Raw genomic sequence first — 25,264 nt, 5'->3', positions numbered from 1 at the left:
AAAAATTACAATTTCAATATTTCATGGAATGTATCCCTTTACTTGATATTTGTTGCAAAATCGCCACTATAGTTATAGCTGCTGTAAACGTAGGTTTTGTTATCTATTTTTTTTATAAAAAGAGCCGAAATGATAATGCAGATAAAGAGAAGGATCGGAAGATAAGCTGGTTAAAAACGTTGATTCTAGATAACAGTTTTAAGTACTTTTATACTTTTTTTGATGAGCTACAAGCTAATCTCGAGCTACTTAAAGCGGAAGGCCTTGATGATGACCAGAAAAAAAATATAGATACGGCTTCTGAAGATTTATTTATCACATTAAGGAGGAGATTTATTGATGGGTTATTAGCAATTGATGATAACCTCTATAGTAGTATATTGAAGAGTTGTGATGAACTCCAAGAACAATTGACAGATGCGATTTTTGACCCTGGTATTAAGCTTTCCCATATCCCGAAGTTCAATGAACAGATTGTTGAAAGATTGACTGTAGCTAAGACTGCAATTATAAAACAGCTATTTAATTATAGAGGATAGAATGACAACCTTGTTTTATTCTGATTAGGTTACGAATTATTCACAATCCTACTTTTATTTCCCCTTAAACCCGCGAAATAACAGGCGACATAATATCCCCGAGCCATTTCTGTATCGGGAAATAAGGGCTTTCTTATAGGGTCAAAAGTGTAAGGCCATACTTCTTTAGGCCCTACATGAAAAATAGCTATATCAACACCTTGAGCATATGCTAATTTTAGTAGTGACTCATCAAATCTAACTTCCTCATCCGGCTAATAGTCTCTACCCGTAGTGCTTCCTGGCCGGTCAATCGATATGCTGCCGCCGGTAAAAAATACTGCCCGGTTTTCAATTTCAATTACCTCATAATCCTGTACCAGCTTAGAATAAAGTAGACTTAATACTTTGTTAATACACCCTCTGTCGTTACCTACATGAACTGTGATTAGTTTTGAAAAATGTAAAAGGGCAGTAACCACATTAGGACTGATGTCATAAAATATTGAACCAAAAAAAATAAAATTTATTTACGCCCAGGCACTGATTCAACGTACTATTTATTAAAACGGAGAAGTTTTTAAAAGAGATCCTTATCTTAAGGTGCATCTGTAATTCGTAAAGTGGCTAATGGGCGACCAATAATCTTATTTGTGAAAGCTGTTGATTATCAAACATATTGCGATAAAGACCTGGTTGGACTCCTGCTGGAAGACGACCATTTGGCGTACCTGGAAATATACAACAGACATGCAAAAGGTTTGTATATAAAAGGGAGTAAGAAATTGGATAATAATGACGAAGCCAAAGATTTATTACAAGATGTGTTTGTTGCATTATGGCAAAATCGTTATTCACTAACAGTAGACACGCCATTAGCGGGATATTTATATGCCACCCTGCGATATATGGTCATAAAGCGTATTGTTCACAAGAAGGTGCAAACTACCTATTTAGATTCGCTCAAATTTTCGACACCTATAAAAAGTAGTTCTGCAGATTATTTAGCCCGCGAAAATGAACTTAAGCGGATAATTGAAAGCGAAATTTCTTCATTACCCGAAAAGATGCAGGAAGTTTTTCGCATGAGCAGGGAGCATCACCTTTCTCACAAGGAGATAGCCATGCAGTTAGGCCTTTCGGAAGCTACGGTTAAGAAGCATGTCAATAACGCTTTAAAGTCGTTGCGTGTTAAATTAGGCCCCTTATTAATACTATCGAGCATTTGCCTGACTGAACATTTTTTTTAATTTTCTTTACGCCCATCGATGTGCTAATTGTACTATACTTATGCAAACAGCAATATTGTGATAAGTATGGAACAAAATAATATGCAGGATCTGTTGAAACGCTATCTGGCAGGAAACTGTACTCCAGAGGAGTGTGCGCAGGTGGAACTATGGTACGAGCTGTTGGAGTCAAAGAAAGCCGCGGTTAATGAGGAGGATTTGGAAGGGGATCTCATAGAAGTCCGAACCCGGTTAGTAAAGTCTCTCAGAAAGGAGAGAAAGCCATTTAGATATCCGGCAGTAGCCGCTGCTGCGGCTGTTTTGATTACTATCTCCATTGGAACTTATTTCTATTTTAATTACAGGCCCTCCGGCAACCCCCCGGAAACAAATAAGCTGCTTTCCAATGCTGCAGATATCGCGCCCGGTAGAAATATAGCCACACTGCAGCTTGGGGACGGGACCGAAATAGCATTGGATGATCAAGCTAATGGAGCTATTGCCAAAGCAGGAAGTAATACCATCTATAAAAATGCGAATGGCCAGTTGACCTATGTGGCTACTGAATCAAAGGGAGAGGAGGAGGAAACCCCGGTGTCCAATAGCTTAAAAACCCCACGCGGTGGACAATTCCAACTTACCTTACCAGACGGATCAAAAGTTTGGTTGAACGCAGCTTCACAGCTTACCTATAAAATTAGCAAAACATCTCACGAACGCTTAGTCGAGTTAAAGGGAGAAGCATATTTTGAAGTAGCCAAAGATGCCAACAGACCATTTAAAGTGCTCTCCAAAGGTCAGGTTGTAGAAGTACTGGGCACACATTTTAATGTTAGCAGTTATGATGATGATCCCAGTGTAAAAACGACTTTGGCAGAAGGAACAGTCAAAATAATTGAGACAGACAGATACCGGAATGTTGTCCTGGAACCAGGGCAGCAGGCCACGCTCGATAGCGGCAGTCGGCTATCTGTGGCTCAGGTAGATGTATCGGATGCTATTGCCTGGAAAAATGGAAAACTCAACTTCAATCAATCTGATATATATGCCGTTGCACGGCAACTTTCCCGCTGGTATAATATAGACGTGGTATTTAAAGGTAAAGCTGCTAACGTACGCTTATCCGGAGAAGTGTATCGTAATACCAATGCTTCCAAAGTTCTTGAGATCTTATCGTTCTATAATCTGAACTGTAGGATTGAGACAGATAACGGTGTTAAACGTATTGTCATTGAATAAAGTAATTGCATCTATCACCTGAAAAATCAATTAGCTTATGGAACGAGAAACTTAAAAACCGCCCTAAGCTCAATGAAAAACGTCTTCTGACTGCAATCAGAAGACGCAAGCGTATGAGCGATCATTCAAAAGATTAGTGTACTAATTAAATATCAACTCAAACAATACAAAGTTAATGAAATTCAGATTTCATACAACCACCGTCTGGTCGGGATGGTTGTTTTTTGGCAAACACCTTCATCGGAAATTTATTATGAGATTTCAGGTAATAGTTGGCCTTACTTTAGTCATGTTGATTCAGGTCAGTGCTAAAAGTCTGGCGCAGAGCGTGTCCATTAAGGTAAGTAACACGCCTTTGGAAAAGGTATTCAAGGTTATTGAGCAGCAAACGGGTTACTTGTTTCTCTACGACGATGTGGAATTAAAGAAACAAAAAGTCAGTTTATCATTTCAGAATGCGCCTATTGAAAAAGTATTGGAAGGTTGTTTAGAAGGCCTCCCGATCACGTATAAAATCGTAGACAAGAACATACTTATTAAAAAGAGGGTTGAACCAGGTTTGCAAAAGGTTACACTGGACCTCAACCAACAGCATTTAATCTCGGGGGTGATTAAAGATAGTACAGGCGGCTATCTTCCAGGTGTACAAATTGTAGTTAAAGGAACCAATCGCGTTGCTGTAAGTGATGCCTCAGGCAGATACCAGATTGATGCCTCTCCCGGAGAAGTTTTGATATTCAATTTATTGGGGTATAAAAGACAAGAGATTGCTGTAACCAATAATGTTCGGGTTGATATTGTACTTAAGGTAATCTTAACGGACCTGGAAGGAGTTGTTGTAGTTGGTTACGGCACTCAGAAAAAAATTAACCTGACAGGTGCTGTATCCCAGATATCCGGTAAAAGACTGGAGAACAGATCTGTACTAACACTCGGTCATGCCTTACAGGGAGCTGTTTCCAATCTTAATATCAGCTCCGCCGGCGGTGGTGCTCCCGGACAGGCTCCGTCATTTAACATACGGGGATATACTGGTTTCTCTTCCAATGGATCTACTTCCTCTCAGGCTCCCTTGTTTGTTGTAGATGGTGTGCCCGGAGTGGATATTAATACGATCAACATGAACGATGTAGAGAGTGTGAGCGTGCTGAAAGATGCTGCCTCTGCTTCCATATACGGTTCCAGTGCCCCCTACGGGGTGGTCATTATTACAACAAAGCAAGGAAAAGCAGAACAAAAACCTACCATCACGTATAACAATAACCTGATGTTAATGGAACCCATCAACCTGCCAAAGTATATGAAGTCAATTGATTTTGCCAATTTATACAATGAAGCAGCGGCCAACGCAGGAGTGACCAAACCATTTAATGATGATGCCCTCAGACGTATCCAGGAATACCTGGATGGTAAAATCACGGATGAAACCATTGCCAATCCGACTCCGGGCACCGATGCCTGGTTCGAGTGGGGTAACGCCAACGCAAATAATGATTGGTTTGATATCCTGTACAAAAAAATACAATTCAGTCAGCAGCATAATCTCGGTGTATCCGGAGGGACAGACAAGACACGCTACTATGTAGGCCTGGGGTATATTCAACAAAATGGGATGTACAACTATGCAACCGACACATATGCCCAGTATAATGTCCGCGCCAACCTCTCTTCTGTTATCACGAGCTGGATGAACTTCAATTTCAGAGGCTCTTTCTCCAGAGGTGCCACGGAAACCCCCACCGCAGAAAGTAACTGGATGCAGACCTTGGCTGCACGCAACTGGCCTACTGAACCGTTATATACTCCTGGCGGCAGTTTTGCTTCTGAAAACCGGATGGAGGGGCTTGTAAATGGCGCCCGTACTAAGTCGAATAATGATAAGGCACTTATTACGGGTGAATTAGTAATAAATCCTCTGCGGGGTTGGAACATTACTGCCAATTACACATTTGATGGCTCGTACTTTGATCTGAGCCGGCATAACAAAACAGTGTATGTGACCCGTCCAAGCGGTTCACAGCAAGCTCTCTACGCTCCCAACAGTTTTGAAAGACAGTATAACAGGAACCACCATTATACGATCAATACATTTACATCTTATGAAAATGAGTGGAGCGGACATGCCGTGAAAGGTTTGATCGGTTTCACACAGGAGCTTTATGATAACCTGTCTATGGGAGGTCGTAATCAGTTTTTATTTTCCAATGATATTCCATCTTTATCCCTCACCTATGGGACAACTCCTTCCTTGACAGATAATGCCTCGCAGCTTGCTATCCGTGGCGGGTTTGGACGCATCAATTACAATTATAAAGAGAAATATCTTGTTGAGTTTAACGGACGATATGATGGTACATCCCGTTTCCTGAAAGACCGGCGTTTTAAATTCTATCCGGGTATATCGGCAGGATGGGTACTATCAAATGAATCGTTCTGGAAACCTTTAGCACGGGTAGCCAATTCGTTCAAATTACGTGCATCATATGGACAGCTGGGCGATCAGAGTTTTGCCAGCAATTATTATCCTTTTTATCCGGCACTCAATAGTGTAGTGCCTACCGGTAGCCAGTATTTATTTTCCGGTGGTAAAGAAGCATTCATCAGTCAGCCTCCATTGATCGATGGATCGCTTACATGGGTAACGGTGAAGACGTTGGATTTTGGAACGGATATCACCGCATTATCCAACCGGTTGACCGCATCTTTCGACTGGTACCAGCGTACGGCAGATGACTTTGTAGGCCCTGCAGATGCCTTGCCTGCGCTGTTGGGTACGGCTGCTCCACAAGTCAATAACGCAGCGATGCAGACCAGGGGTATCGACCTTACCATCGGCTGGAAAGACCGGATTGGAAATGTACAATACGGAGTAGATGTTGTGTTCAGCGATTATCAGAGTAAAGTACTTCGCTATCCTAATCCGGCAGGCCTGAACACTACCTGGTACAAAGGGCGTAAGTTTGGGGATGTTTGGGGATATCAGACGGAAGGATTTTTCCAGTCCCAGGATGAAATAGCCACTGCGCCGAACCAGAACAAGATCTATAGCCGCTGGAGCCCGGGCGACATCCGTTATGCAGACCTTAACGGTGATGGCATCATCAACTGGGGCAACAATACATTGGAAAACCCCGGAGACCGTCGTGTTATAGCCAATACAACACCCCGTTATTCTTTTGGTCTGAATCTGAACGCTCAATACAAATCATTTGATATCACTGTTTTCCTGCAGGGTGTTGGTAAACGGGACGCCATCTTTTCCAATGCCAACGTTTGGGATGGAGCTTATTTCTGGGGTATCACAGGCGATTTATATACGGGAATGCTGACTACCGCACAATACGACCGCTGGACGCCCGAAACACCCAATGGCTACTATCCAAAATTCTACATGGGAGGTGAGATGCAGAAAAATTCGCAGCCACAGACACGATATGTGCAAAGCGCGGCTTATCTAAGGCTCAAAAACCTTCAATTAGGCTACTCCATGCCGCAGCATATACTTCGCGCTATAGACAGCCAGAAAGTGCGCTTTTTCCTGAATATTGAAAACCTGGTCACATTCACAAAGCTGTTGCACACCATGGATCCGGAATTTTCGTCCACAGATGGCCGGGTTTATCCGTTGCAGAGAGTTTGGGCTATGGGACTCAATGTGACATTCTAGTCATTTCTTAATTATCCAACGATATAAGTATGAAACGATTTATATACGCATGGGCAAGCTTAATACTATTATTAGTTGCCTGTAACGACAAGTTTTTAGAACGCTTACCATTGGCCAATATCAGCGACGCAGACTATTGGAAATCCCCCAATGACCTAAAGCTATATGTGAACAATTTTTATAACCAGGATGCACTGTTGCCCTCACGCAGAGCCTGGGGAGCCGGCCCTTATACTATTGATGCCGCCGATGGTAGCGAAACCAATATAGGGATCAATTACAATAGACGCATGAATGGCGAGGCTACTGTTCCTTCTTCCGGTGGCGGCTGGTCTGCGGATGATTGGGCTGTACTGCGTAGTATCAATTACTTTATGGATCATTATAAGAAGGTGAATGCTCCATGGGATAAAGTGAAGGAGTACGTAGGCGAAGCATTATTTTTCCGTGCGCTCTTCTACTTTGACAAGCTGAAGAAATTTGGAGATCTGCCCTGGTCGTCCACTACATTGTCTCCGGCATCAGATCAACTTTATGCGGGGCGACTACCCCGCAACCAGGTGGTGGATTCTATCTTATTAGATCTGGACAATGCCATCAATTATCTTCCTGTCAGAGGAGGTGGTTCCTGGACGGGGCATGTCACCAAAGAAGTGGCATTAGCTTTACAAGCCAGAATCGCACTGTATGAAGGTACCTGGGAAAAATATCATGGTCAGAAAGGAACGCCCTTCAAAGTAGCGGGTTCGAATGGCACCAAATTTATTCAGAAAGCAGCGGCTGCTGCCGGAGAACTGATCCGTATGTCTGAAACCAGTGGCTTCCCGGCACTGGACAATATCGGGGTAGAAGATGGTTATTGGATGTTATTTAACAGGAAAGATTACGCAGCCAGCAAGGAAGTACTCTTGTGGCACAAATATTCGGTAGCTGACCAGGTGACTCACACCTGGACACGTTATTCTGTAAACGGCGCAGGCATGGGGCTTTCTAAAAGCATGGTAGACTCTTACCTTTGCCTGGATGGTCTTCCTATTGGAAGCAGCCCGTTATATGCCGGGGACCGCACTTTAAAAGATGTTGTAACCAATCGTGATCCCCGGTTGAACCAAACGATTTGGGTAGATGATGGTAAACATGTGAAATGGTATGAAACCAAACTCTTTTTTACAACGCCCACCTTCGAGATCAATGGTGCTAATAACACTTCCACCGGCTATCAGGTGTATAAAGGGCATACCGGAGACTATACAGAATTCAATGCCTCTCAAAGTACACAGGGATATATATACATACGCTATGCGGAAATTTTGTTGGCATATGCAGAAGCCCAGGCTGAACTGGGAATCATCTCCCAATCCGACATAGACAAAACGGTTAATGCTTTACGCAAACGGGTAGGTATGTCTAACGGCTTGTTACAATTAGCTAATATTCCATCAGATCCCAACCGGGAGTTTCCTACGCTATCGCCTATCCTGAATGAAATTCGCAGGGAGCGCAAAATTGAACTGGTGGCAGAGTGGTTCAGGATAGATGACATTTTCCGTTGGGCGGCAGCAGATGAGCTGCTTGTTGGCAAGCGCCCTTTGGGAGCATACCGGAAACAATGGGAAAACTATCCCGGTGCCACAGCCGATTTTCTCAGGGCGCTGGCTACTGTCCCCGTTAATGCACAAGGATATATTGACCCTTACAAAACCTATGGGGCCATGGATCAGGGGTATAGATTCAATCTGAAACGGGATTATCTGTTGCCTATCCCGACAAATGAAACCACGTTAAACCCAAAATTGGGTCAAAATCCAGGATGGTAAGTGTCCTGAATGAATGTTGACATCAGGTTAGTGCTTTGATTATAAACATTCCAAGCCCGGATGGCTGGCCGATCGGGGGGCGGCTCCTGAAAGCCGCCCTTCACCTTCAACTGTGCAATAAAGAGTAGTTTGGAATACGACGAATGTTATGGTTACGCTCCACTATTAGGGTTAGGGGGAAAAGAAAAGATAGAAAATATCGAGAAAGTAAAGATTAGCGTACACATTGCTTTAATTGCGCAGCTGGTTTGCAAAATGAAATAAGTACAAAAGGGGCTACTTTGTAAAAAATAGTCCCTTTCTTCCTATCTATCATAAATTTATCCTGTAATTTTATTATCTCGCTTCATAACGGGCACCGGAAGAATCCAGTATATTTATTGCTTAAAATTTCCCCAATAAATATTAATCTATGTTCCGTTGGCTTGCTTTTCTCTTTTGTTGTGTGCCTGTTTGTCTCTTTGCACAATCCAATCTCACAGTAGATGTGGGAGATACTGAAGTAACCTTTCACAGTACGAGCGCATTCGGGCTCCGCGGAAGCCGGAGCCAAACACTAAAGCCTAAAGATATTGCTTCCTTCAGGTACCTGGGCGGGGCTTTTTCAAAAGATAAATTCCAGGTTTATTTTTACAAAAGCATCGTACAGGAAGCCAATCCTGCTTCTTTTTTCTGCCTCGGCAGCCGCGATAGCCTGTATCCCGAATTCAATCTTTTCCCAAAACTAAAATCAGTGATAGGAGCCGATGAAAAGAACATTTACTTTATGCCCGATTTCGGCCCTGTAGGCGACTATGTTGATCATGTAACCGTAATGGACCGGAAGACGTTTGGAATAGTAACCGTATTGGATTCCATGAGCGGAAGCTACCTGGTGAGAGATGGGAAAAATTTATCTGTTGTAATGAGAGATATGTACGACAGAACCAATATCGTTCCTACCGACCTGGAGGAAAAGAATATTACGTTGATCGGTGGAGGATATTTCCTGAACGGCCAGATTCTCTACTATCAGATCTTTCCGATCTATAAAGTAAAGCCCGGGAGTATGAAGGTATACGCAGGCTCAAAGTATATCACCGACGGGAAAAAGGTTTACTACTATCAATACAACCTCGATCCACTGGTGGCAGACCATCCTTCTTTTAAAGTACATCCCGTATATAAAGCATTTGCCAAGGATAAGAAGGATTACTATTTTAAAGGAGAAAAAATATCCTCCTCCTTTTATGCGTTTGAAGTAGCGAAGAAAATATTCAGCACGGCTGATATTGAGCCGGCGGATCACCGGCGTTACCTGGATATGTGTGCAGAAACTAATTAACAGCTTATAACATATTTATGAACAGGATCATCGTAACCATACTGCTAACCTTCCTGGGAGCAACCACTTTTGCCCAGGATAGTACTACTGCTGTACTGCAGAAGTTAACAGACAGTAAGCAATTTGATGCAGTTATCGGGCAGTACGCCCCGGCGCCGGAACGGCTGTCTGCGGCAGCATTGTACTATGTGGGTTATGCGTATTTTATGAAGCAGGAAGATGATAGCTGCCTGAAGTTTATGGATCTTTCTATTGCTAAGGATGCCAATGATCACAGGCCGCATTTTATAAAAGGATCTACGCTGAACTACATGCAGCAGTTTGACCAGGCAATTAAATGCTTTAAGGCTGCTATTGCCCTGAAACCTGATACTGCGGAGTATTACAGCGGCCTGGGTGATGCTTATTATAATCTTCACCTTTATGAATCGGCGCTTGAAAATTATAAAACGGCAAGAGAAAAGAACAGTCCCGGTGAGCGCCCGTTCCTGATGGTTCCCCAGGTATACTTTAGTCTGCGCCAGGAAGCAAAAGCGCTGGAGGCGCTTCATTACAATACAACAAAGCTTCCCCGCGGCAGTGAAGGATATACCAAGTCGTGGTTTAACATCGGCCAGATTGAATCTTTAAGCGGCAACTATGATAAAGCAGAAACAGCTTTTCTCGCGGTGATCCAGTCCGATTCATCAGATTATCACGCCTATGCAAAGCTGATCCAGGTGTATTATCATAATAAAACCTATGAAAAGGCAAAGGTGTACAGGGCCGGTTTATATGATGCGCACAAACAAGGACGGCTAAAAGAAAACATGGAAGATATGTTCTGCTTTGACCAGTTTAAGTGGAAAGACAAATCCATACAGGCTTTTGAACGATATGAAGAAGGCTCCAAAAGGATTTATAACAAACAGATATTTTATGTTCTTGATTCCATAGGAAATGTGGATTTCACTATACAAACGGAATATTCGCCCATTTCCGTGGAAATGGGCGGTCCAAAGTATATTCTTTGTGGGTCGAAGGGTGGAACACATTTTAATTATGGTATCGGGTTTAATGATGACGTAAAGTATGATGATCTGAAAAATACGGTTATTAATATCCTGGAGAAGAGATACAAAACAGCTGCGGAAAGTAAATAGACATTTTTATATCCCGGCCCTGTTTTCTTCTTCATTTTTTGCGCGCTGCTTGCTGCTGTGGGTAGATTTTCCAAAGCTGTAGCTCAGCGTTAAAGCGGCTCTCCGGGCGCCAACCCAGTGTGTGAAAGCATTATCAATAATTTTTTTCTCCCGGAAAATATATCTTACGCGATAGGTATCAAACATATCATAAAAATTGATCCCGGTGTTGAATTTCCCCTTCAACCAGCTTTTCCGGATGCCTGCATCCACGCTGGCTAAAGACCTGGATACATACAACCCCGTACCACTCAGCGAACGGTAGTAATACGAGATATCGACGGTGATCTGCTGGGGCAAAGTAAATACCTGGCTGCCGGTTAGATTGTAGTCGAATATAGGTATCGCATAGGTGACGCCATGATAGGGTGTTTGTTCTTTTTTATACCCGCCCCTGATATTATGACTCATCCGCCACCACTTGTTAACCGTTAGCGGAAAACTTACTTCAATGCCGGCAAAGTCGTTGTAGGGAAGGTTTTTGCCCAGGTATTGCAGCACATTGGTAACACTGTCGTATTCCGGGTAGCGGGCCATCGGGTCCGACTCTCTTCCAACCTGCAGGGATACCTGCAGCGCTTTCCTGGTATAGGCGATGTTTAACATTTGTGTAGTGGAGGGCTGCAGGTACGGGTTGCCTACAAAATAATTAAGCGGACTGTTATAAAACCGGAATGGATTTAACTGTGCAAAGTTAGGTCTTGTCATGCGCCGGCTGTAGGAAATATGAAGCTGCTGCGAAGCCTTCATGGGAATGGTGACGCTCAATCCCGGCAGCCATGTGAGGTAGTCTCTCGTGGTAACTGTATGTTCAGTGATGGCATTGGCGGTGCTGTGCGTATGTTCCGCACGCAGGCTTACCGCATAACTCAACTGACGGTAGGTATTTTCATAGGAGGCATACGCTGCTGAAATATATTCATCGTATTTAAAGTTGTTGGAGCGACTGGCATCTGGTGCAAATATGCCGGAGGTATGGAGCGTATCATAGTATAGGTTGTTTTTTGTAGTGGTAAACGCAAACTTGCTACCGGCGGCCCATTTGCCCTTGCCTGCATTCCCCGAAAGGTCTGCCTGTACCGATCGTATCAGGATGTTGTTATACAGGTTGGTTTTCCAGTAATCGAGCAGATGATCTGTGATCGTGTTTTTGGTTTGAATGTCTTCCTTTTGCTGGTTGCGGATCATAAGGAATGTGCTGAGAACTTCCAGTGTGGTTTTCCTGAACTGGCCGCTGTAGTTCAGGCTGGCGGCATAGTTATCCTGTAGCGGAGTGGAATAGGTAAAAGTATTTGTATGGGAAACCAGGTGTTGCGCTGTGAAGTCGGTGGTGTGAAGGGTATTAAAGGCATCGATTTGCCGGTTTTGCCGGTAAGCTCTTCCCACAATATTTACCTGGTGATCTTTTGAGAGATAATAATCTATGCCCAGTTGATAACTAAGGTTGTTGTTCCGGGTAATTGTTTGGGTATTAGTGGCCATTATATTGGTATTGGCCAGATGCTGCAGTCCTTTATACCGGTAAATTCTTTCACCGGTCACATAACCCAGGCGGGCACTGTATACCAGCTTCCTCGTTTTATAGGTCAGTGAGAAATTATTATCGGCCAGGGTGTAGGCATTTTGTTGCAGTACTATATTGGCATTGCCTTTCCAGCCGAGTGTAAGGTCCTGTTTCAGTTTTATGTCGATAATCCCTTTGTATTCACCATCGTACCGGGACGAGGGATTATTGATCACCTCAATGGATGCAATCATACCGGGTGAAAGACTTTCCAGGTATTGTTGCAGCTCTTCCGGGCTCATCTGGACAGGCTTGCCGTTGATGAATATAACCGGGGTTATCCTGCCGGACATCTGGATAGTGCCATCGCTGTTCACTTCCAGCCCGGGCACTTTTTTCAGGATATCAAAAGTATTGGCGGCGGTATGGAAAAGCGGGTTCCCGGAAACAGACACCGCGAGTTTATCGCCTATACGCTGGAAGGCAGGCTTTTGTCCGGCCACTACTACTTCGCTCAACAACGTGAGATCCCCGGACATGGGGATATTTCCCAGGCTAATAATATCTTCTGCCGGTATCACATCTTTATAAATTTTTTTATAACCGTAAGAAGATAACAGCAGGATATATTTCCCCGTCGGGATATTCTGAAACATAAAGACACCTGCCGAATCGGTGACCTGTCCTTTAACCAGCCCGGAGTCTTTTGCAGATAAAATACTAACGGAAGCGAACCCTATGCCTTGCCCGGTTTTTTCATCTGTTGCCTTTCCGCTGATGATCATCTGGCCGTGAATAGAGGAATACAGGATTAACAGGACGCAGAGTATCCCTGAAAACTTTATCATCAATAATGGTTTTCCGCAAACCTAGAATTCGTTTAGCCAGCAGGAGTTTCATTTGCTGAATTCAGGCGTACGGATTTATAAAACCGTACTGTACGGAATTTTAACTGGTTGGGTATCAGGATTTTGATCAGGAGATATTTTCTTTGTACAGGGCAGGAGTGGTGTCTTTTATTTTCCGGAAAGCGGCATAAAAAGTAGATTTCGAGTTATAGCCAACCTCATATCCGATGGCTTCAAACGTAAGGTGGTCGTTAGTTGTGATCAGCCGGCAGGCTTCATTGATCCGGTATTCATTAATATAAGTAGAAAACCCTTTTCCGAGGTTATCATTCAGTAACTGGGATAACTGGTGTACAGAGATGTTAATAATCTTCGCCAGGTCGTTGAGTTTAAGGTTGGGATCTTTATAAAGTTCTTTTTCGCGGATGGCTGTTTCCAGTTTTTCTATCCACACCTGCGCATCGGGTGCTGCTATTTTTTTCTTTTCAGATTTTACTGGCAGTCCGTTTTCATACCGTGCTCCCTGTAAATTATAAAAAATGCTGAGGTATAGCAGGAACGAAAAGAGTACCGGACCAATAATATATATCCCGCAAATAATATTCGCTAACGACAACAGGTAGGCCAGGAAAACAAGACAGTTGCCGGTGTACAGCAACAGGCGGAATTTTTCTGTACTATTTAACGCAGAACGGTTCACAAGAAAAGTTTTCAACACCGTTTTCAATACAAACCCGGTAGCAATAAGGTAAATCATCCACTCCAGGTAAATGATATAAACGATCACATTATTCCAGATAGCCGGATAAGCGGGATAAGGAAGAAGACTACCTGTTAGTATAATAATCCCCAGCAATATTCCCCATACCCACTTCCAGGAGGCAGGTATCTTAGTGACATTCTCCTGCACCGATCTGAAAAAATAATAGAGGGCCGGGCCTATGAGAAAGCAGGCAGACAAGCCTATCTGCAGGTATATCCTGGGTATGGAAGGATTGAAGTAGAGGAAAACAGATTTGGCCACCCGGATGCTGAGGGCCAGCAGCAGCGTAATCAGGAAGATAGTGGGAACAGATCTTTTCTTCTTCCCTAATAATAAATAAACACTAAGAACAATACCGTTAAACGCACCTAAAGCGCTCACAAAAAATAATATTTGCTGGCCAATATTCATGGATGAAGCAGGATGAGTTTTACTAATGAAATATAGGTGAAATTTTAGTAAAAGTCATCAGTACTATTGGCCGGCATCTATTAACATGCTGCTGCAAAGCGGTAAACTTTGCAACAGCATGCCGATAAAATTATTTATAAAGAATACCGTATTGTTACGCCATAGGTGCGCGGATCACCCAGTACACCGGCATAGTGGCCTGCATTCCCGGCTCCGGGTAACAGTTGTTCAAAATAATCTTTGTCGAGCAGGTTGCGGCCCCAAACAAAGAGCGACAAGCCGTTTGGCGCCCGGAATCCCACCCTGCCATTGAGCAGTACATATGAATCCACTACCAGGTATTTGGAAGGAGTAGGATTAGAAGAGAAGGAAGAACGGTAGTAACTATCCAGCGCCAGGAAGAAGTTGCCATCGTGGCCCAGCAGCTTTCCGGCAGCGGTTACTTCTCCGCCTAAAGATGAGGCCCATTTGGAGATACCAGGTAATTCGCCACCGGAAATATCCTTGAACGTAGGGCCACCGGTTTCTTCAAGTGGCGGTGGTGCGTTTTTGAATGTCACGTATTTACCATCAGTGTAAGCCAACGCTCCATAGAAAGAGAGGAAGTCTTTGATTTTTATATTGGCATCCAGCTCAGCGCCACGTACACGAACTTTTTCTGCATTGGCGAGGTAGCCACGGTTTACAGAAAGGTCTGCTGCCTGTACCTGGGTCTGGTAGTCGGAAATATCGGTATTATAAACCGTGAGGTTTACAGTTGAATTGGGGCTGGGCGAGGTTTTGATACCCACTTCATAATGACGTACTTCTTCCGGTTTGATCACGGCCAGTTCCAGCATTGTTTTGCCGGAAGCAGTGGGCAATCCGCCGAGGTTAAGGCCAATAGGTTTGAAGCCCGTAGAGAAGGTGGCAAAAGTATTGATCCGGCTGTTCACTTTAAATGCCAGTGTTAACTGACCGGATAAGTTGGTATCGTCGATATCTGTTTTAAATGCCTGCGAGGTGTAAACCAGATTTTTAAGCGCAATCAGTTGCGGGTCTTCTGTTTGTAAACCGCCATAGGTATCGCGGCGGAAGTCCACTTTTTTATCATCATAGTTGAAACGCAGACCGGGCAACAGGTTCAGACGATTGGAAATTTTCCAGTCGAGCTGACCAAAGAAAGCGCCGCTAAAAGTTTTAAGCCGGGGATATGATTTGATACCATAGCCGTCAAAAAGTCCAGGAGTTTTCCACAGGTCGCTGGTAGTGCTTTGAGAGAAGCGCCACTGATCGCGGCCGGATTCTTCGGTATGGGCGCCATCCGGATCCAGCTGCTGGCCAAAGGCAAACACGCCAAACACTGCGCTGAGGCGGGGATGCAGCGATCCTGCCCAACGTACTTCCTGCGACCATTGTTTATGTTTCGATGGCGCCTGTGATAGCGCCAAAGCCTGTAGTCCTGTAAAGTCCCGGTCGTTGGAAGGATCCCAGTTCCAGTACCGGTAAGCGGTAGTGGACGTCAGTTTTCCAGGTCCCAGCTGGATATCAACATTGAGCGACACGCCGCCGAAGTCCTGGTAGGATTGCCACGGGGTATCGTGGTCAATTACCCGGTCGAATGGGTTAAGCGTTGGCAGTTTATAATTAAGGTCTGTGATGATGCTGTTGAATTGCCGGTAGCCTGCACGCAGGGTAGGAGCGGTGCCTGCATATACCTGTGCATATCCGTCGGGGCGCTGCCGGGTGGCATCTGCCGCCAGGATGATGTCTACTTTCTCTGAAGGCTTGAATAATATTTGTGCGCGGGCGCCGAGGTTATTAAGGTCGTTCGTTGGTTTGTTTTTGGCAACATTGTAAAGCAATCCGTCGCGTTGCGTACCTGAAAACGACAAGCGTGCGGCTACTTTTTTTCCTAAAGGCCCGGTGAGAGAACTCTTCGCCTGGATGTATCCGTAGTTGCCATAACTTAGCTCAAAGCTGGCGCCCGGCGTGAAGCTCGGTTTACGTGTGGTTACGTTAAATGCGCCGGCGGTGGTATTTTTTCCAAACAGTGTTCCTTGTGGGCCGCGCAATACTTCAATTTGTTCTACATCGAGGAAGTCGATGGTAGTAGCGGCAGTGCGGGCATAATACACGCCATCTACATAAAATCCTACACCCGGATCAATGCCATCGTTGGTAAGACCGAAGGTAGTGCCAAGTCCGCGGATGCTCAGCCCCGTGTTACGCGGGTTAGAGGAATAAAGTTGTACGGAGGGAACCAGTTCTTTTAAGCGGTTTACATTGAATGCGCCGGCATCTTCCGCCAGGGCGCCACTGATCACTGATATGGGGATGGGAACATTTTGCAGTGTTTCCTTCCGTCGTCTGGCTGTGATCACCACTTCCGACAGCAAATCATTTTTCGCAAGCGCTACCTGCAGGGAGCCGGATGGTTGTTTGGGAACATGTAGTTCTTTTGGTTTATGACCAATGAAGCTAACCAATAGGGTGAACGGGGGATCTTTTTGTGTTTCAAGAGAGAAGCGGCCAACAGAATCCGCGAGTGCATGCACGTTGGTGCCTTTTACTAATATGGTGGCTCCCGGTAAAGGTGTGCCCTCTCCGTTTTTTATCATGCCCTGTAGGGTGGTTTGTGCGGCTGCTATGTTAGCTGCTAATAAGATAGGCAGGAATAATGGTAGTAGTTTTATCATTGTGGTTGAATTAATTGTTTTCTAATATGCGCGAGCTTTTGACAGCAGAAGAAATAGGGATGCACTGTTATCAGCTCATAGAAATAGCCCGGTAAAAAGCCTATAGGTCTTATGCCATGTACGTACAGAATGAAATTGGTTGAGGGGCGTTATTCCCGGATTAAAAATACAAAATATAATTACATATCCTATAGAATTAGTAGAGTAATTAATATTTAGTATTTGTATATAGATGATATATAGTTTATTAATAAGATATTTGGCTTAAAATAAATGTTAGCTTGATAAAAAAGATTGATTGGTTGAGAAAATAATGTGCGAGGGGATTTTATTTAGAGGGGGTGTTCAGGGGAGTTTTATTGGGCTATGACACGCACAACATTGCCCTCAAAAAATATAGTGGTATCCGCAAGGTTACAAATTAGAATACGCCGGTAGAAACTGCAGTGTACCTTTTCTTTCGCCAATGTGTATATGTACTGGGTTTAAAAACTAATACACAGCATATGACCAAAGTGAGAACAACTGCGATAACAAGTAATATATTGATCAAACAAGCTGTTGATCTGTTGGAAGCTGCCAGACATCAGGCGGTGAGGAACACCAATAGTCTGATGGTATTCACCTACTTTCATCTAGGTAGGCTGATCGTTGAACATGAACAGGGCGGAAATACTAAAGCAGTATATGGTCAGGAAACAATCAAGCAGCTTAGTAAAGAGCTTTGCAAAAAATTCGGTAATGGCTTCTCTCAAAGGAATCTGGAGCAAATAAGAACTTTCTTCCTGATCTATAGAAACCGGCAAAAGAAGTTACCAATTCCGCAGACACCGTCTGCGAAATCTTCGCTGAAATCAGAAACGGCGTTTCAGGCTTCTTTCGCAGAAGTATTCCCCTTGTCCTGGTCCCATTATGTAGCGCTTTGCAGAATAAAAGATACAGCTGAGCGTTCTTTCTACGAAATCGAAGTCACACAAGGTAACTGGAGTGTCCGCGAGTTGCAACGGCAAATCAATAGCGGGCTTTTTGAACGGCTGACATTGAGCAAAGACAAAAAGAGTGTAAAGGAATTCGCCAGGAAAGGGCAGCTTGTTGAAAAACCTGAGGATGTACTGAAAAATCCTTACATATTGGAATTTTTAGGACTGGAAGAGAAGAACAGTTATACAGAATCGGATCTGGAAAAAGCCATCATAAATAAAATTGAACATTTTTTACTGGAGATGGGAAAAGGTTTTCTTTTCCAGGGGCGGCAGGTTCGGTTTTCATTAGATGGAGAAGATTTTTTTGTAGACCTGGTTTTGTACAATCGCCTGTTACAATGCTTTGTATTAGTAGATCTGAAAATAGGAAAACTAAAACATCAGGATATAGGTCAGATGCAGATGTATGTCAATTACTACGATCGATATATAAGAACTAAATCCGAGAAGGCGACTGTAGGTATCATCATTTGTAAAGACAAGAGTGATGCAGTAATAGAAATCACCTTACCGGAAAACAATAGGACCATTTTTGCCAAAGAATATAAACTATATCTACCCACCAAGGCTGAACTGAAAAGAATTGTCGAATAAAAAACTCTTTCAAACAAAGTCGTAGTAAGTTATACTGGGAGATAACTAATTCGGATACACTATCCGGAAACTGCAGTTTATAAGGTAATTAAAATAACCCGGCCCCGGAAGACCGGGTTATTTTAATTACTTAATCAACCCCGCTGCCACATGCTGAGGATCTGCCAGGTTGTGATTAAACCAATGTGGATATAGCGGCCCCGGAGCCGTGAGGCTGTCCAGCAATTCCACTTCCGCACTGGAAAGCTCAATGGCGGCTGCTTTCAGGTTGTCTTCCAGCTGCGGCACTTTGGATGCGCCAATTATTACGCTGGATACCACTGGTTTGGTCAGCAACCAGGCCAGTGATATTTGTGCCACCGTGGCGTTATGTGCGGCAGCTATTTCTTTCATCCGGTCTACCAGTACAAAGCCCTTTTCTTTGTCGAACGGAATAATATCAAAACCGGAAAGACGGTTCCCTTCTTCTTTCAGATTTTCACGGGTGTATTTGCCGCTCAGGAATCCACCCGCCAATGGACCCCAAACCGTCATACCTATTCCGGCCTGTTGCATAAACGGCACCACATCGTATTCTACGTCACGGCCAACAAGGGTGTAGTTCATCTGGCCATTGCAGAAAGTAGTCCAGCCATTATCGCGCTGCATCTGCCAGGCAAGCGCCGATTTCCATACCGACCAGTTGGAGAAACCGATGTACCGCACTTTACCGCTTTTAACCAGCCCGTCCAGTGTGGCAAGGGTTTCTTCCAGTGGCGTTACCGGGTCTTCCCGGTGAACAATGTACAAATCGATGTAGTCGGTGCCCAGGCGCTTGAGGCTCTGATCGCAGGAATAAAGGATATGCCTGCGGGAAAGCCCCGACTGCGTTATTGGCGCACCATTGCGGAACCCCACCTTCGTGGCAATCACTACTTCATGCCGGCGGTTGGCCAGCAACCGGCCAAGCATTACTTCCGACTGACCGCCGGCATATCCATCGGCGGTATCAAAAAAGTTAATGCCTGCCGCCAGCGAGGTGTCAATCATTTTACGGGCTTCCTCCTCAGATACCTTATATATAGTAGGCATAGATGGATCACTGCCAAAGGTCATGGCGCCAAAGGATAATCTGGAAACAATCAATCCGGTATTTCCCAGGGTGGTGTATTTCATAAGAAACTAAATTGTTGGGTTCAAAATATGGTTAAGCCATCAAAAAGAATCACAAATATCGCCGGAAATTTTATTCTCAGATACTACTATTGTTAATACTTATTTATCAATAGTAGTATTTTTCTGACCCTGTAAACTACCATTTTTTTAAATATTTTTTACGTAAATAATTGATTTAAAGTTTGTTATCGCCGGTTAACATTTGTGTTATAATCGTTATCAAAGCTGATATGGATTCTTATGAAAGAACAATAGCTTCATCATGAATTCCAGACGTTATGATTTGTAAAATTGGCCTATACCACTTTTATGATGCATTGTATGAATGCCATAAAACGAACGATTCCATCTTACGAATTCCACTTTTTATATCAACCAGATACCGTCAGTATGTTTAAAACAAACGTTATGAAACACTTATTACTTCACCTCCAAATCATTCATCAATGAAAAAAACTCTAACAAGGTTAAAACCCGTATGCTGTTTTTTCCTCTGCTATTCATTGTTAATGATCAGCTGCTCCCTGACTGCATACAGTCAATCCCGTGCTGTAAAGGGAGTGATTACAGGTGAATCGCAGCCCTTGCCCGGTGCAACCGTGCTTGTAAAAGGAACCAAAACAATGGCGCTCAGCAATCTTAATGGAGAATTCACCATTACCGCCGCGAAAGGAGATGTGCTGGTCGTTACCTACCTCAGTTATCAAACCCGGGAAGTCCGTGTAGGAGAGGAAGATGTTATCCGCATATCCCTTACTTCTGCTACCAGTAAGCTCGATGAACTGGTGGTAGTGGCCTATGGTAAGGCCAAAAGGGCTAATCTCACCAGCGCGCAAACTACGGTTACCTCCAAAGAAATGGACCGTACCGTGAATACCACGTTGGAACAGGCCATACAAGGACGTTCTGCAGGTGTATATGTTACACAAAATTCCGGCCAGCCCGGCGGTGGCATCTCCGTTAATATCCGTGGCGTGAACTCTATTAATGGTACCAATGAACCGTTGTACGTAATAGATGGTGTGCAGATGCCCGGCGCTGCCATTTCCTTTGGGTCAACCAGTTCGTCCAATCCACTGGCCGGCCTTAACCCTGCAGATATTGAAAATATTGAAGTATTGCAGGGGCCTTCTGCCACCGCGTTGTATGGCTCCAGGGCCACCAATGGGGTGCTGATTGTTACCACCAAAAGAGGTAAAGCCGGCGATACTAAAATGGATTATGCATTCCAATATAATATACAAACGCCGCCACCACATGTAGCCGTAATGGACCTGCGCCAGTATGCACAGATGGTAAATGAATACCACGCACTGGCAGGTGGCAATACCCAGGAAGAGTTTAAAGATCCCTCCCTGCTGGGCAAGGGTACCGACTGGCAAAAGGAACTTTTCAGAAACGCCCCGATGAGCAAGCACCAGCTGAGTTTGAGCGGAGGTACCGAAAAAACAACCTACTACCTTTCCGGCGAATACATGAAACAGGATGGTGTTGCCCTGGGCTCCGGCTTTAACAGGTATGGGTTCCGGTTAAACCTCGACAATAAACCCCGCAACTGGATCGCACTGAACGCTAATCTCAGCTTCAACCAAACAAAGGAAAATCTCACTACCAGCCAGGAGAATATCATTTCCACCGCGTTGATGCTCACACCACAAATCCCGGTGAAAAATATGGATGGTTCCTGGGGCGGCGGCGATGTTACTAATGGCGCCAATATTTACACCCCGGTAAATCCTATTGCCATTGCCAATCTGAATATCAACAGGGCAGTAAGACGGCAGCTGATCGGTGGCATCGGCGCCAGTATAAATCCAATCAAAGATCTCTACATCAGAACTACGTTCAATACCAATTTTGGCTTTGCCAACACGGAAAATTATCTGCCCACCTATTCTATTGGCTGGGCGGTAAACGACCGGGCTAGTCTTACCAACGGAAGCAATGTAAGTACCTACTGGAACTGGAACCAGCTGATTGAATACTCCAAACAATTCGGAAAGCACAATGTCAATCTCATGGTGAGCCACGAGGCACAGGAATCCAACTGGAAAAATTTAACCGGCGGCAGGAAAGGGTTTCTTACCAATGATATCCTGGATCTGAATGCCGGTGATGCAGCTGATGCTACCAACTCCGGTGGTCAGGGCGACTGGGCAATGGAATCTTATCTCGGAAGAATAAATTATAATTACGACGACCGGTATATCCTGTCGGGATCCGTGAGGAGAGATGGTTCAGCAAATTTCGGAGATGAAAATATCTGGGGCACCTTCTCTGCGCTTTCGGCAGCATGGCGTGTTTCCCGGGAACGCTTCTTCCAGGTACCTTTTATCAGCGATCTTAAACTGAGATTTGAAACCGGTATCACCGGTAACTCTGGCTGGAGCGCCGGTATTTATGCGCCTATGCAGGCCGCTGCCACACCAACCGGTACGGGATTTTTAACATCCCGGTATGCTAATCCGGGGTTACAGTGGGAGTCTACCCAAACCAATAATATTGGTATTAACCTGGGCTTCCTGAATAATAAGATCAGCATCGAGGCTGATTACTACATAAAAAATACCGACAACCTCCTGATGGATATTCCATTGCCCTGGTACATGGGTACCAACGGAATTGGTGCTGTGGGAGCACCTACGGTAAACATCGGCTCCCTGGAAAATAAGGGCTGGGCCGTAACTATCAACACTACCAATATCCGCACAAAAGATTTTAAATGGGAATCCAGTCTCAACCTCTCTGGATTCAAAACAAAGATCAAAAAGTTCAATACGGAAGCAGGAGTGCTGAACCGCACTTCGTGGTGGCTGGACAACTGGACCCAGCAATCTGTGGTAGGCCAGGCGCCCTGGCTGTTCCTGGGCTATATCCAGGAAGGTATTTTCCAGTCGGTAGATGAAATCAATAAAAGCGCCGTGCCCGTAGATAACACCGGGCAGCGTCTTCCTACCAATGTGGATAATATTTGGGTGGGAGATGTAAAGTTCAAAGACGTGAGCGGTCCGCAGGGAAAGCCCGACGGTATTATTGATGTAAATGATCAAACTTATATAGGTAATCCTTATCCGAAAGTATTCGGTGGTTTTACCAATACGTTCTCTTACAAAGGATTTGACCTGAGCATTTTAATTACCGGTACCTACGGCAATGATGTATATAATTACCTGGCGCGGGTGAACTCCAATCCCAACCAGGTCAATCTTAGCCGCAACATGATGGTGGAGGCGATGGACTACGCCAAACCGGTAACGGATAAAGACGGCAATGTTACCTTATCCAATCCGGGAACAAATATCCCAAGGATATCCAATGGCCCAAATGGTAACTACGGCCGGATCACCGACCGGTACGTGGAAGATGGTTCTTTCCTGCGGCTGAAAAATGTTTCCCTCTCTTATAGTTTGCCTGCTTCCCTGCTGGCAAAACAAAAAATAGTCAGGGGTGCCAGGTTTACTTTTGGTGCGCAAAACCTGGCCACACTCACGGGCTACACCGGATACGATCCTGAAGTAGGTGGTTATGTAGGAAGGGATGCCAGCTCCGGAAATCAGGCTATAGGACTTGATTTCGGACGATACCCGCTCACCCGCATCTACACTTTTGCCCTAAGCGTTAATTTCTAAAATTGCTGGTTATGAAAAAAAGTACACTCAATATATATCACGGAGCGCTGCTGTTATCTGTTTTTTTACTGGCAGCCTGCTCAAAAGAATTTTTAAGACGCCCTCCCAAAGATGCCATTGTGGATGCGGGATTTTATAAAACGGACGATCAGCTGATGGCAGCAACTGCTTTGCTATACAGTAAAGTATGGTCTGATTACAACGGCCGTTCCGCTATCAGCATTGGTGATTTCAGGGCGGGTACTGCTTATTCGGGATGGAATGATAAAGAGAATGTGGAATTTAATACCACTGCCAATACTACGGCCAATGGTGCATCCTGGCGATCTTTCTTTATTGTGATCGGCCAGTCCAATCTCACTATTTCCAATATCAATAAATATGCAGGTCCGGAAGTTTCTGCTGCTGCAAAAAGAATGGCTATTGCAGAAGCGCGGTTTATGAGGGCGCTGGCTTACCGTTACCTGGTAATGAACTGGGGAGAAGTGCCTGTTATAGAAGATAACCTGAAGTTGATCTCTGATACTTCTCTCCGGAAAAACACGGTAGAAAGTGTGTGGAAATTTGTGATCAGCGAAATGCGCGCCCTCTCGGAAGATCTGCCGGAAGTGCCTGCCCGCGAAGGCCGCATCACCAAATGGACGGCGGAAGGCATGCTTGCACGGTTTTATCTCACCCGCGCAGGATTGGGTGCAAACGGCTCCGGCGCCCGCAACCAATCGGACCTGGACAGCGCCAAATACTTCTCCCAACGGGTAATCACCAAAAGCAAATATTCATTACTCAGAAGTTATTACGATCTCTTCCTCTTTCCTTATGATAACAATGCAGAGTCGATGTTCTCACTGCAATGGGTATACGCACCGGGCGACTGGGGCGCCTCTAATGCTGCGCCGTCTGACCTGAACTACGACAGCAAAATGTGTAACGGCGATGGCTGGGGAGGCGATAAAAGCGCCACCTGGTGGATGATCAGCAAGTACGAAGGGTTCGTGAATTCCGGTGATACCCTGATCAGCGGCAGAACACTGGACCAGCGACTGAAAGCCACCTTTTTTATGCCAGGCGCCTACTACCCGGAAATTACCCAGAAGCTGGCAGATGGTACCACTCCTAAATTAATTTACCCTTATAATACCGGCGATAATAATTTCCTCTGCATCAAGAAATATGTAACCGGCAGGGCCGCGGATGTTGGCGGACAGTCGGCGCAACAAAATTATGGCAACGATACTTACATGATGCGCCTGTCTGAAATGTACCTGATCTACGCAGAAGCCGTGCTGGGCAACAGTGCCAGCACTACAGACGCCACTGCCCTGGAATATTTTAATGCCGTGCATACCCGCGCCGGTTTACCCCGTTTTGAAGATCCGCTCACCGCTGATGTGATCTTTAATGAGCGCATCGTGGAATTTGCGATGGAAGGAATGGCATGGTACGACCTCGTGTCTCTTCACTATTACAATAAAGCAAAAGCATACGCCATCTTAAACTCGCAGGACAGGGGCCTGTTTGCCACGGCACCTGATAAAATGCCAGATCCTACATCGTGGAAATGTGTGAAAACATCATGGGCCTCTTTCCGGAAAATTATCGCCAACGATGGCAACTTCCTGATTCCAATACCTGCAGCAGAATTAAGCCAGGCGCCGAATCTGAAGAAGCCGGCGGTAGATTATTATAACAAGTAGGCCTATACGTTTTTTACAAAAAATAATATA

The 25,264-nt window shown here is 44.7% G+C and carries 15 protein-coding genes; 11 read left to right on the top strand and 4 right to left on the bottom strand.

Going from position 1 to position 25,264, the window contains the following annotated elements:
• The first annotated feature begins 23 nt into the window (after positions 1–23).
• The 8 genes from PV783_RS30255 (at position 24) to PV783_RS30220 (ending at position 10,936) form a co-directional block, all read left to right on the top strand.
• The gene (locus tag PV783_RS30255; protein ID WP_420990646.1) at positions 24–539 is read left to right on the top strand and encodes a hypothetical protein; all 516 of its coding nucleotides are present in this window, start codon (positions 24–26) and stop codon (positions 537–539) included.
• A 632-nt stretch (positions 540–1,171) separates the two neighbouring features.
• Positions 1,172–1,768 carry an RNA polymerase sigma factor gene (locus PV783_RS30250; protein ID WP_420990645.1) on the top strand — a complete coding sequence of 199 codons (597 nt, stop codon included), beginning with the start codon at positions 1,172–1,174 and terminating at the stop codon, positions 1,766–1,768.
• Positions 1,769–1,834: 66 nt separating this feature from the next.
• Positions 1,835–2,986, top strand: a complete 1,152-nt coding sequence (locus tag PV783_RS30245; RefSeq protein ID WP_420990644.1) for a FecR family protein — start codon at positions 1,835–1,837, stop codon at positions 2,984–2,986.
• Between the two features lie 289 nt (positions 2,987–3,275).
• Complete coding sequence (locus PV783_RS30240; protein ID WP_420990643.1) at positions 3,276–6,653, top strand: TonB-dependent receptor; 3,378 nt, start codon at positions 3,276–3,278, stop codon at positions 6,651–6,653.
• Positions 6,654–6,682: 29 nt separating this feature from the next.
• Positions 6,683–8,470: a RagB/SusD family nutrient uptake outer membrane protein gene (locus PV783_RS30235; RefSeq protein WP_420990642.1), complete on the top strand. Its 1,788-nt coding sequence runs from the start codon at positions 6,683–6,685 to the stop codon at positions 8,468–8,470.
• Between the two features lie 129 nt (positions 8,471–8,599).
• Positions 8,600–8,734 (top strand): T6SS immunity protein Tdi1 domain-containing protein, encoded by a 135-nt coding sequence (locus PV783_RS30230; protein WP_420990641.1) that lies wholly within the window; start codon positions 8,600–8,602, stop codon positions 8,732–8,734.
• A 148-nt stretch (positions 8,735–8,882) separates the two neighbouring features.
• On the top strand, positions 8,883–9,794 hold the full coding sequence (locus PV783_RS30225; RefSeq protein WP_420990640.1) for a DKNYY domain-containing protein: 912 nt from the start codon (positions 8,883–8,885) through the stop codon (positions 9,792–9,794).
• 17 nt (positions 9,795–9,811) lie between these two features.
• Positions 9,812–10,936 (top strand): tetratricopeptide repeat protein, encoded by a 1,125-nt coding sequence (locus tag PV783_RS30220; RefSeq protein WP_420990639.1) that lies wholly within the window; start codon positions 9,812–9,814, stop codon positions 10,934–10,936.
• A 6-nt stretch (positions 10,937–10,942) separates the two neighbouring features.
• Here the strand turns inward: PV783_RS30220 and PV783_RS30215 are convergent, their stop codons facing one another.
• The 3 genes from PV783_RS30215 to PV783_RS30205 form a co-directional block, all read right to left on the bottom strand.
• On the bottom strand, positions 10,943–13,327 hold the full coding sequence (locus PV783_RS30215; protein WP_420990638.1) for an outer membrane beta-barrel protein: 2,385 nt from the start codon (positions 13,325–13,327) through the stop codon (positions 10,943–10,945).
• A 127-nt stretch (positions 13,328–13,454) separates the two neighbouring features.
• On the bottom strand, positions 13,455–14,471 hold the full coding sequence (locus PV783_RS30210) for a helix-turn-helix domain-containing protein (RefSeq protein WP_420990637.1): 1,017 nt from the start codon (positions 14,469–14,471) through the stop codon (positions 13,455–13,457).
• 164 nt (positions 14,472–14,635) lie between these two features.
• Entirely contained in the window at positions 14,636–17,179 is a 2,544-nt protein-coding gene (locus PV783_RS30205) for a TonB-dependent receptor (protein ID WP_420990636.1), read from the bottom strand.
• Between the two features lie 506 nt (positions 17,180–17,685).
• Between PV783_RS30205 and PV783_RS30200 the strand changes: the two genes are divergently transcribed.
• Positions 17,686–18,756 carry a PDDEXK nuclease domain-containing protein gene (locus PV783_RS30200; protein ID WP_420990635.1) on the top strand — a complete coding sequence of 357 codons (1,071 nt, stop codon included), beginning with the start codon at positions 17,686–17,688 and terminating at the stop codon, positions 18,754–18,756.
• Positions 18,757–18,882: 126 nt separating this feature from the next.
• On the opposite strand, the gene PV783_RS30195 is transcribed toward PV783_RS30200, so the two are convergent.
• Entirely contained in the window at positions 18,883–19,911 is a 1,029-nt protein-coding gene (locus PV783_RS30195) for an aldo/keto reductase (RefSeq protein ID WP_420990634.1), read from the bottom strand.
• Between the two features lie 446 nt (positions 19,912–20,357).
• Here PV783_RS30195 and PV783_RS30190 point away from each other — a divergent pair, with 446 nt between their 5' ends.
• Complete coding sequence (locus PV783_RS30190) at positions 20,358–23,540, top strand: SusC/RagA family TonB-linked outer membrane protein (protein WP_420990633.1); 3,183 nt, start codon at positions 20,358–20,360, stop codon at positions 23,538–23,540.
• 11 nt (positions 23,541–23,551) lie between these two features.
• The gene (locus tag PV783_RS30185; protein ID WP_079470934.1) at positions 23,552–25,234 is read left to right on the top strand and encodes a RagB/SusD family nutrient uptake outer membrane protein; all 1,683 of its coding nucleotides are present in this window, start codon (positions 23,552–23,554) and stop codon (positions 25,232–25,234) included.
• Positions 25,235–25,264 lie beyond the last annotated feature (30 nt).

This window comes from Chitinophaga sp. CC14, from assembly GCF_048957795.1.
GTDB classification, from domain to species: domain Bacteria; phylum Bacteroidota; class Bacteroidia; order Chitinophagales; family Chitinophagaceae; genus Chitinophaga; species Chitinophaga ginsengisegetis.
This window is presented reverse-complemented; position numbering and strand designations above follow the sequence as displayed.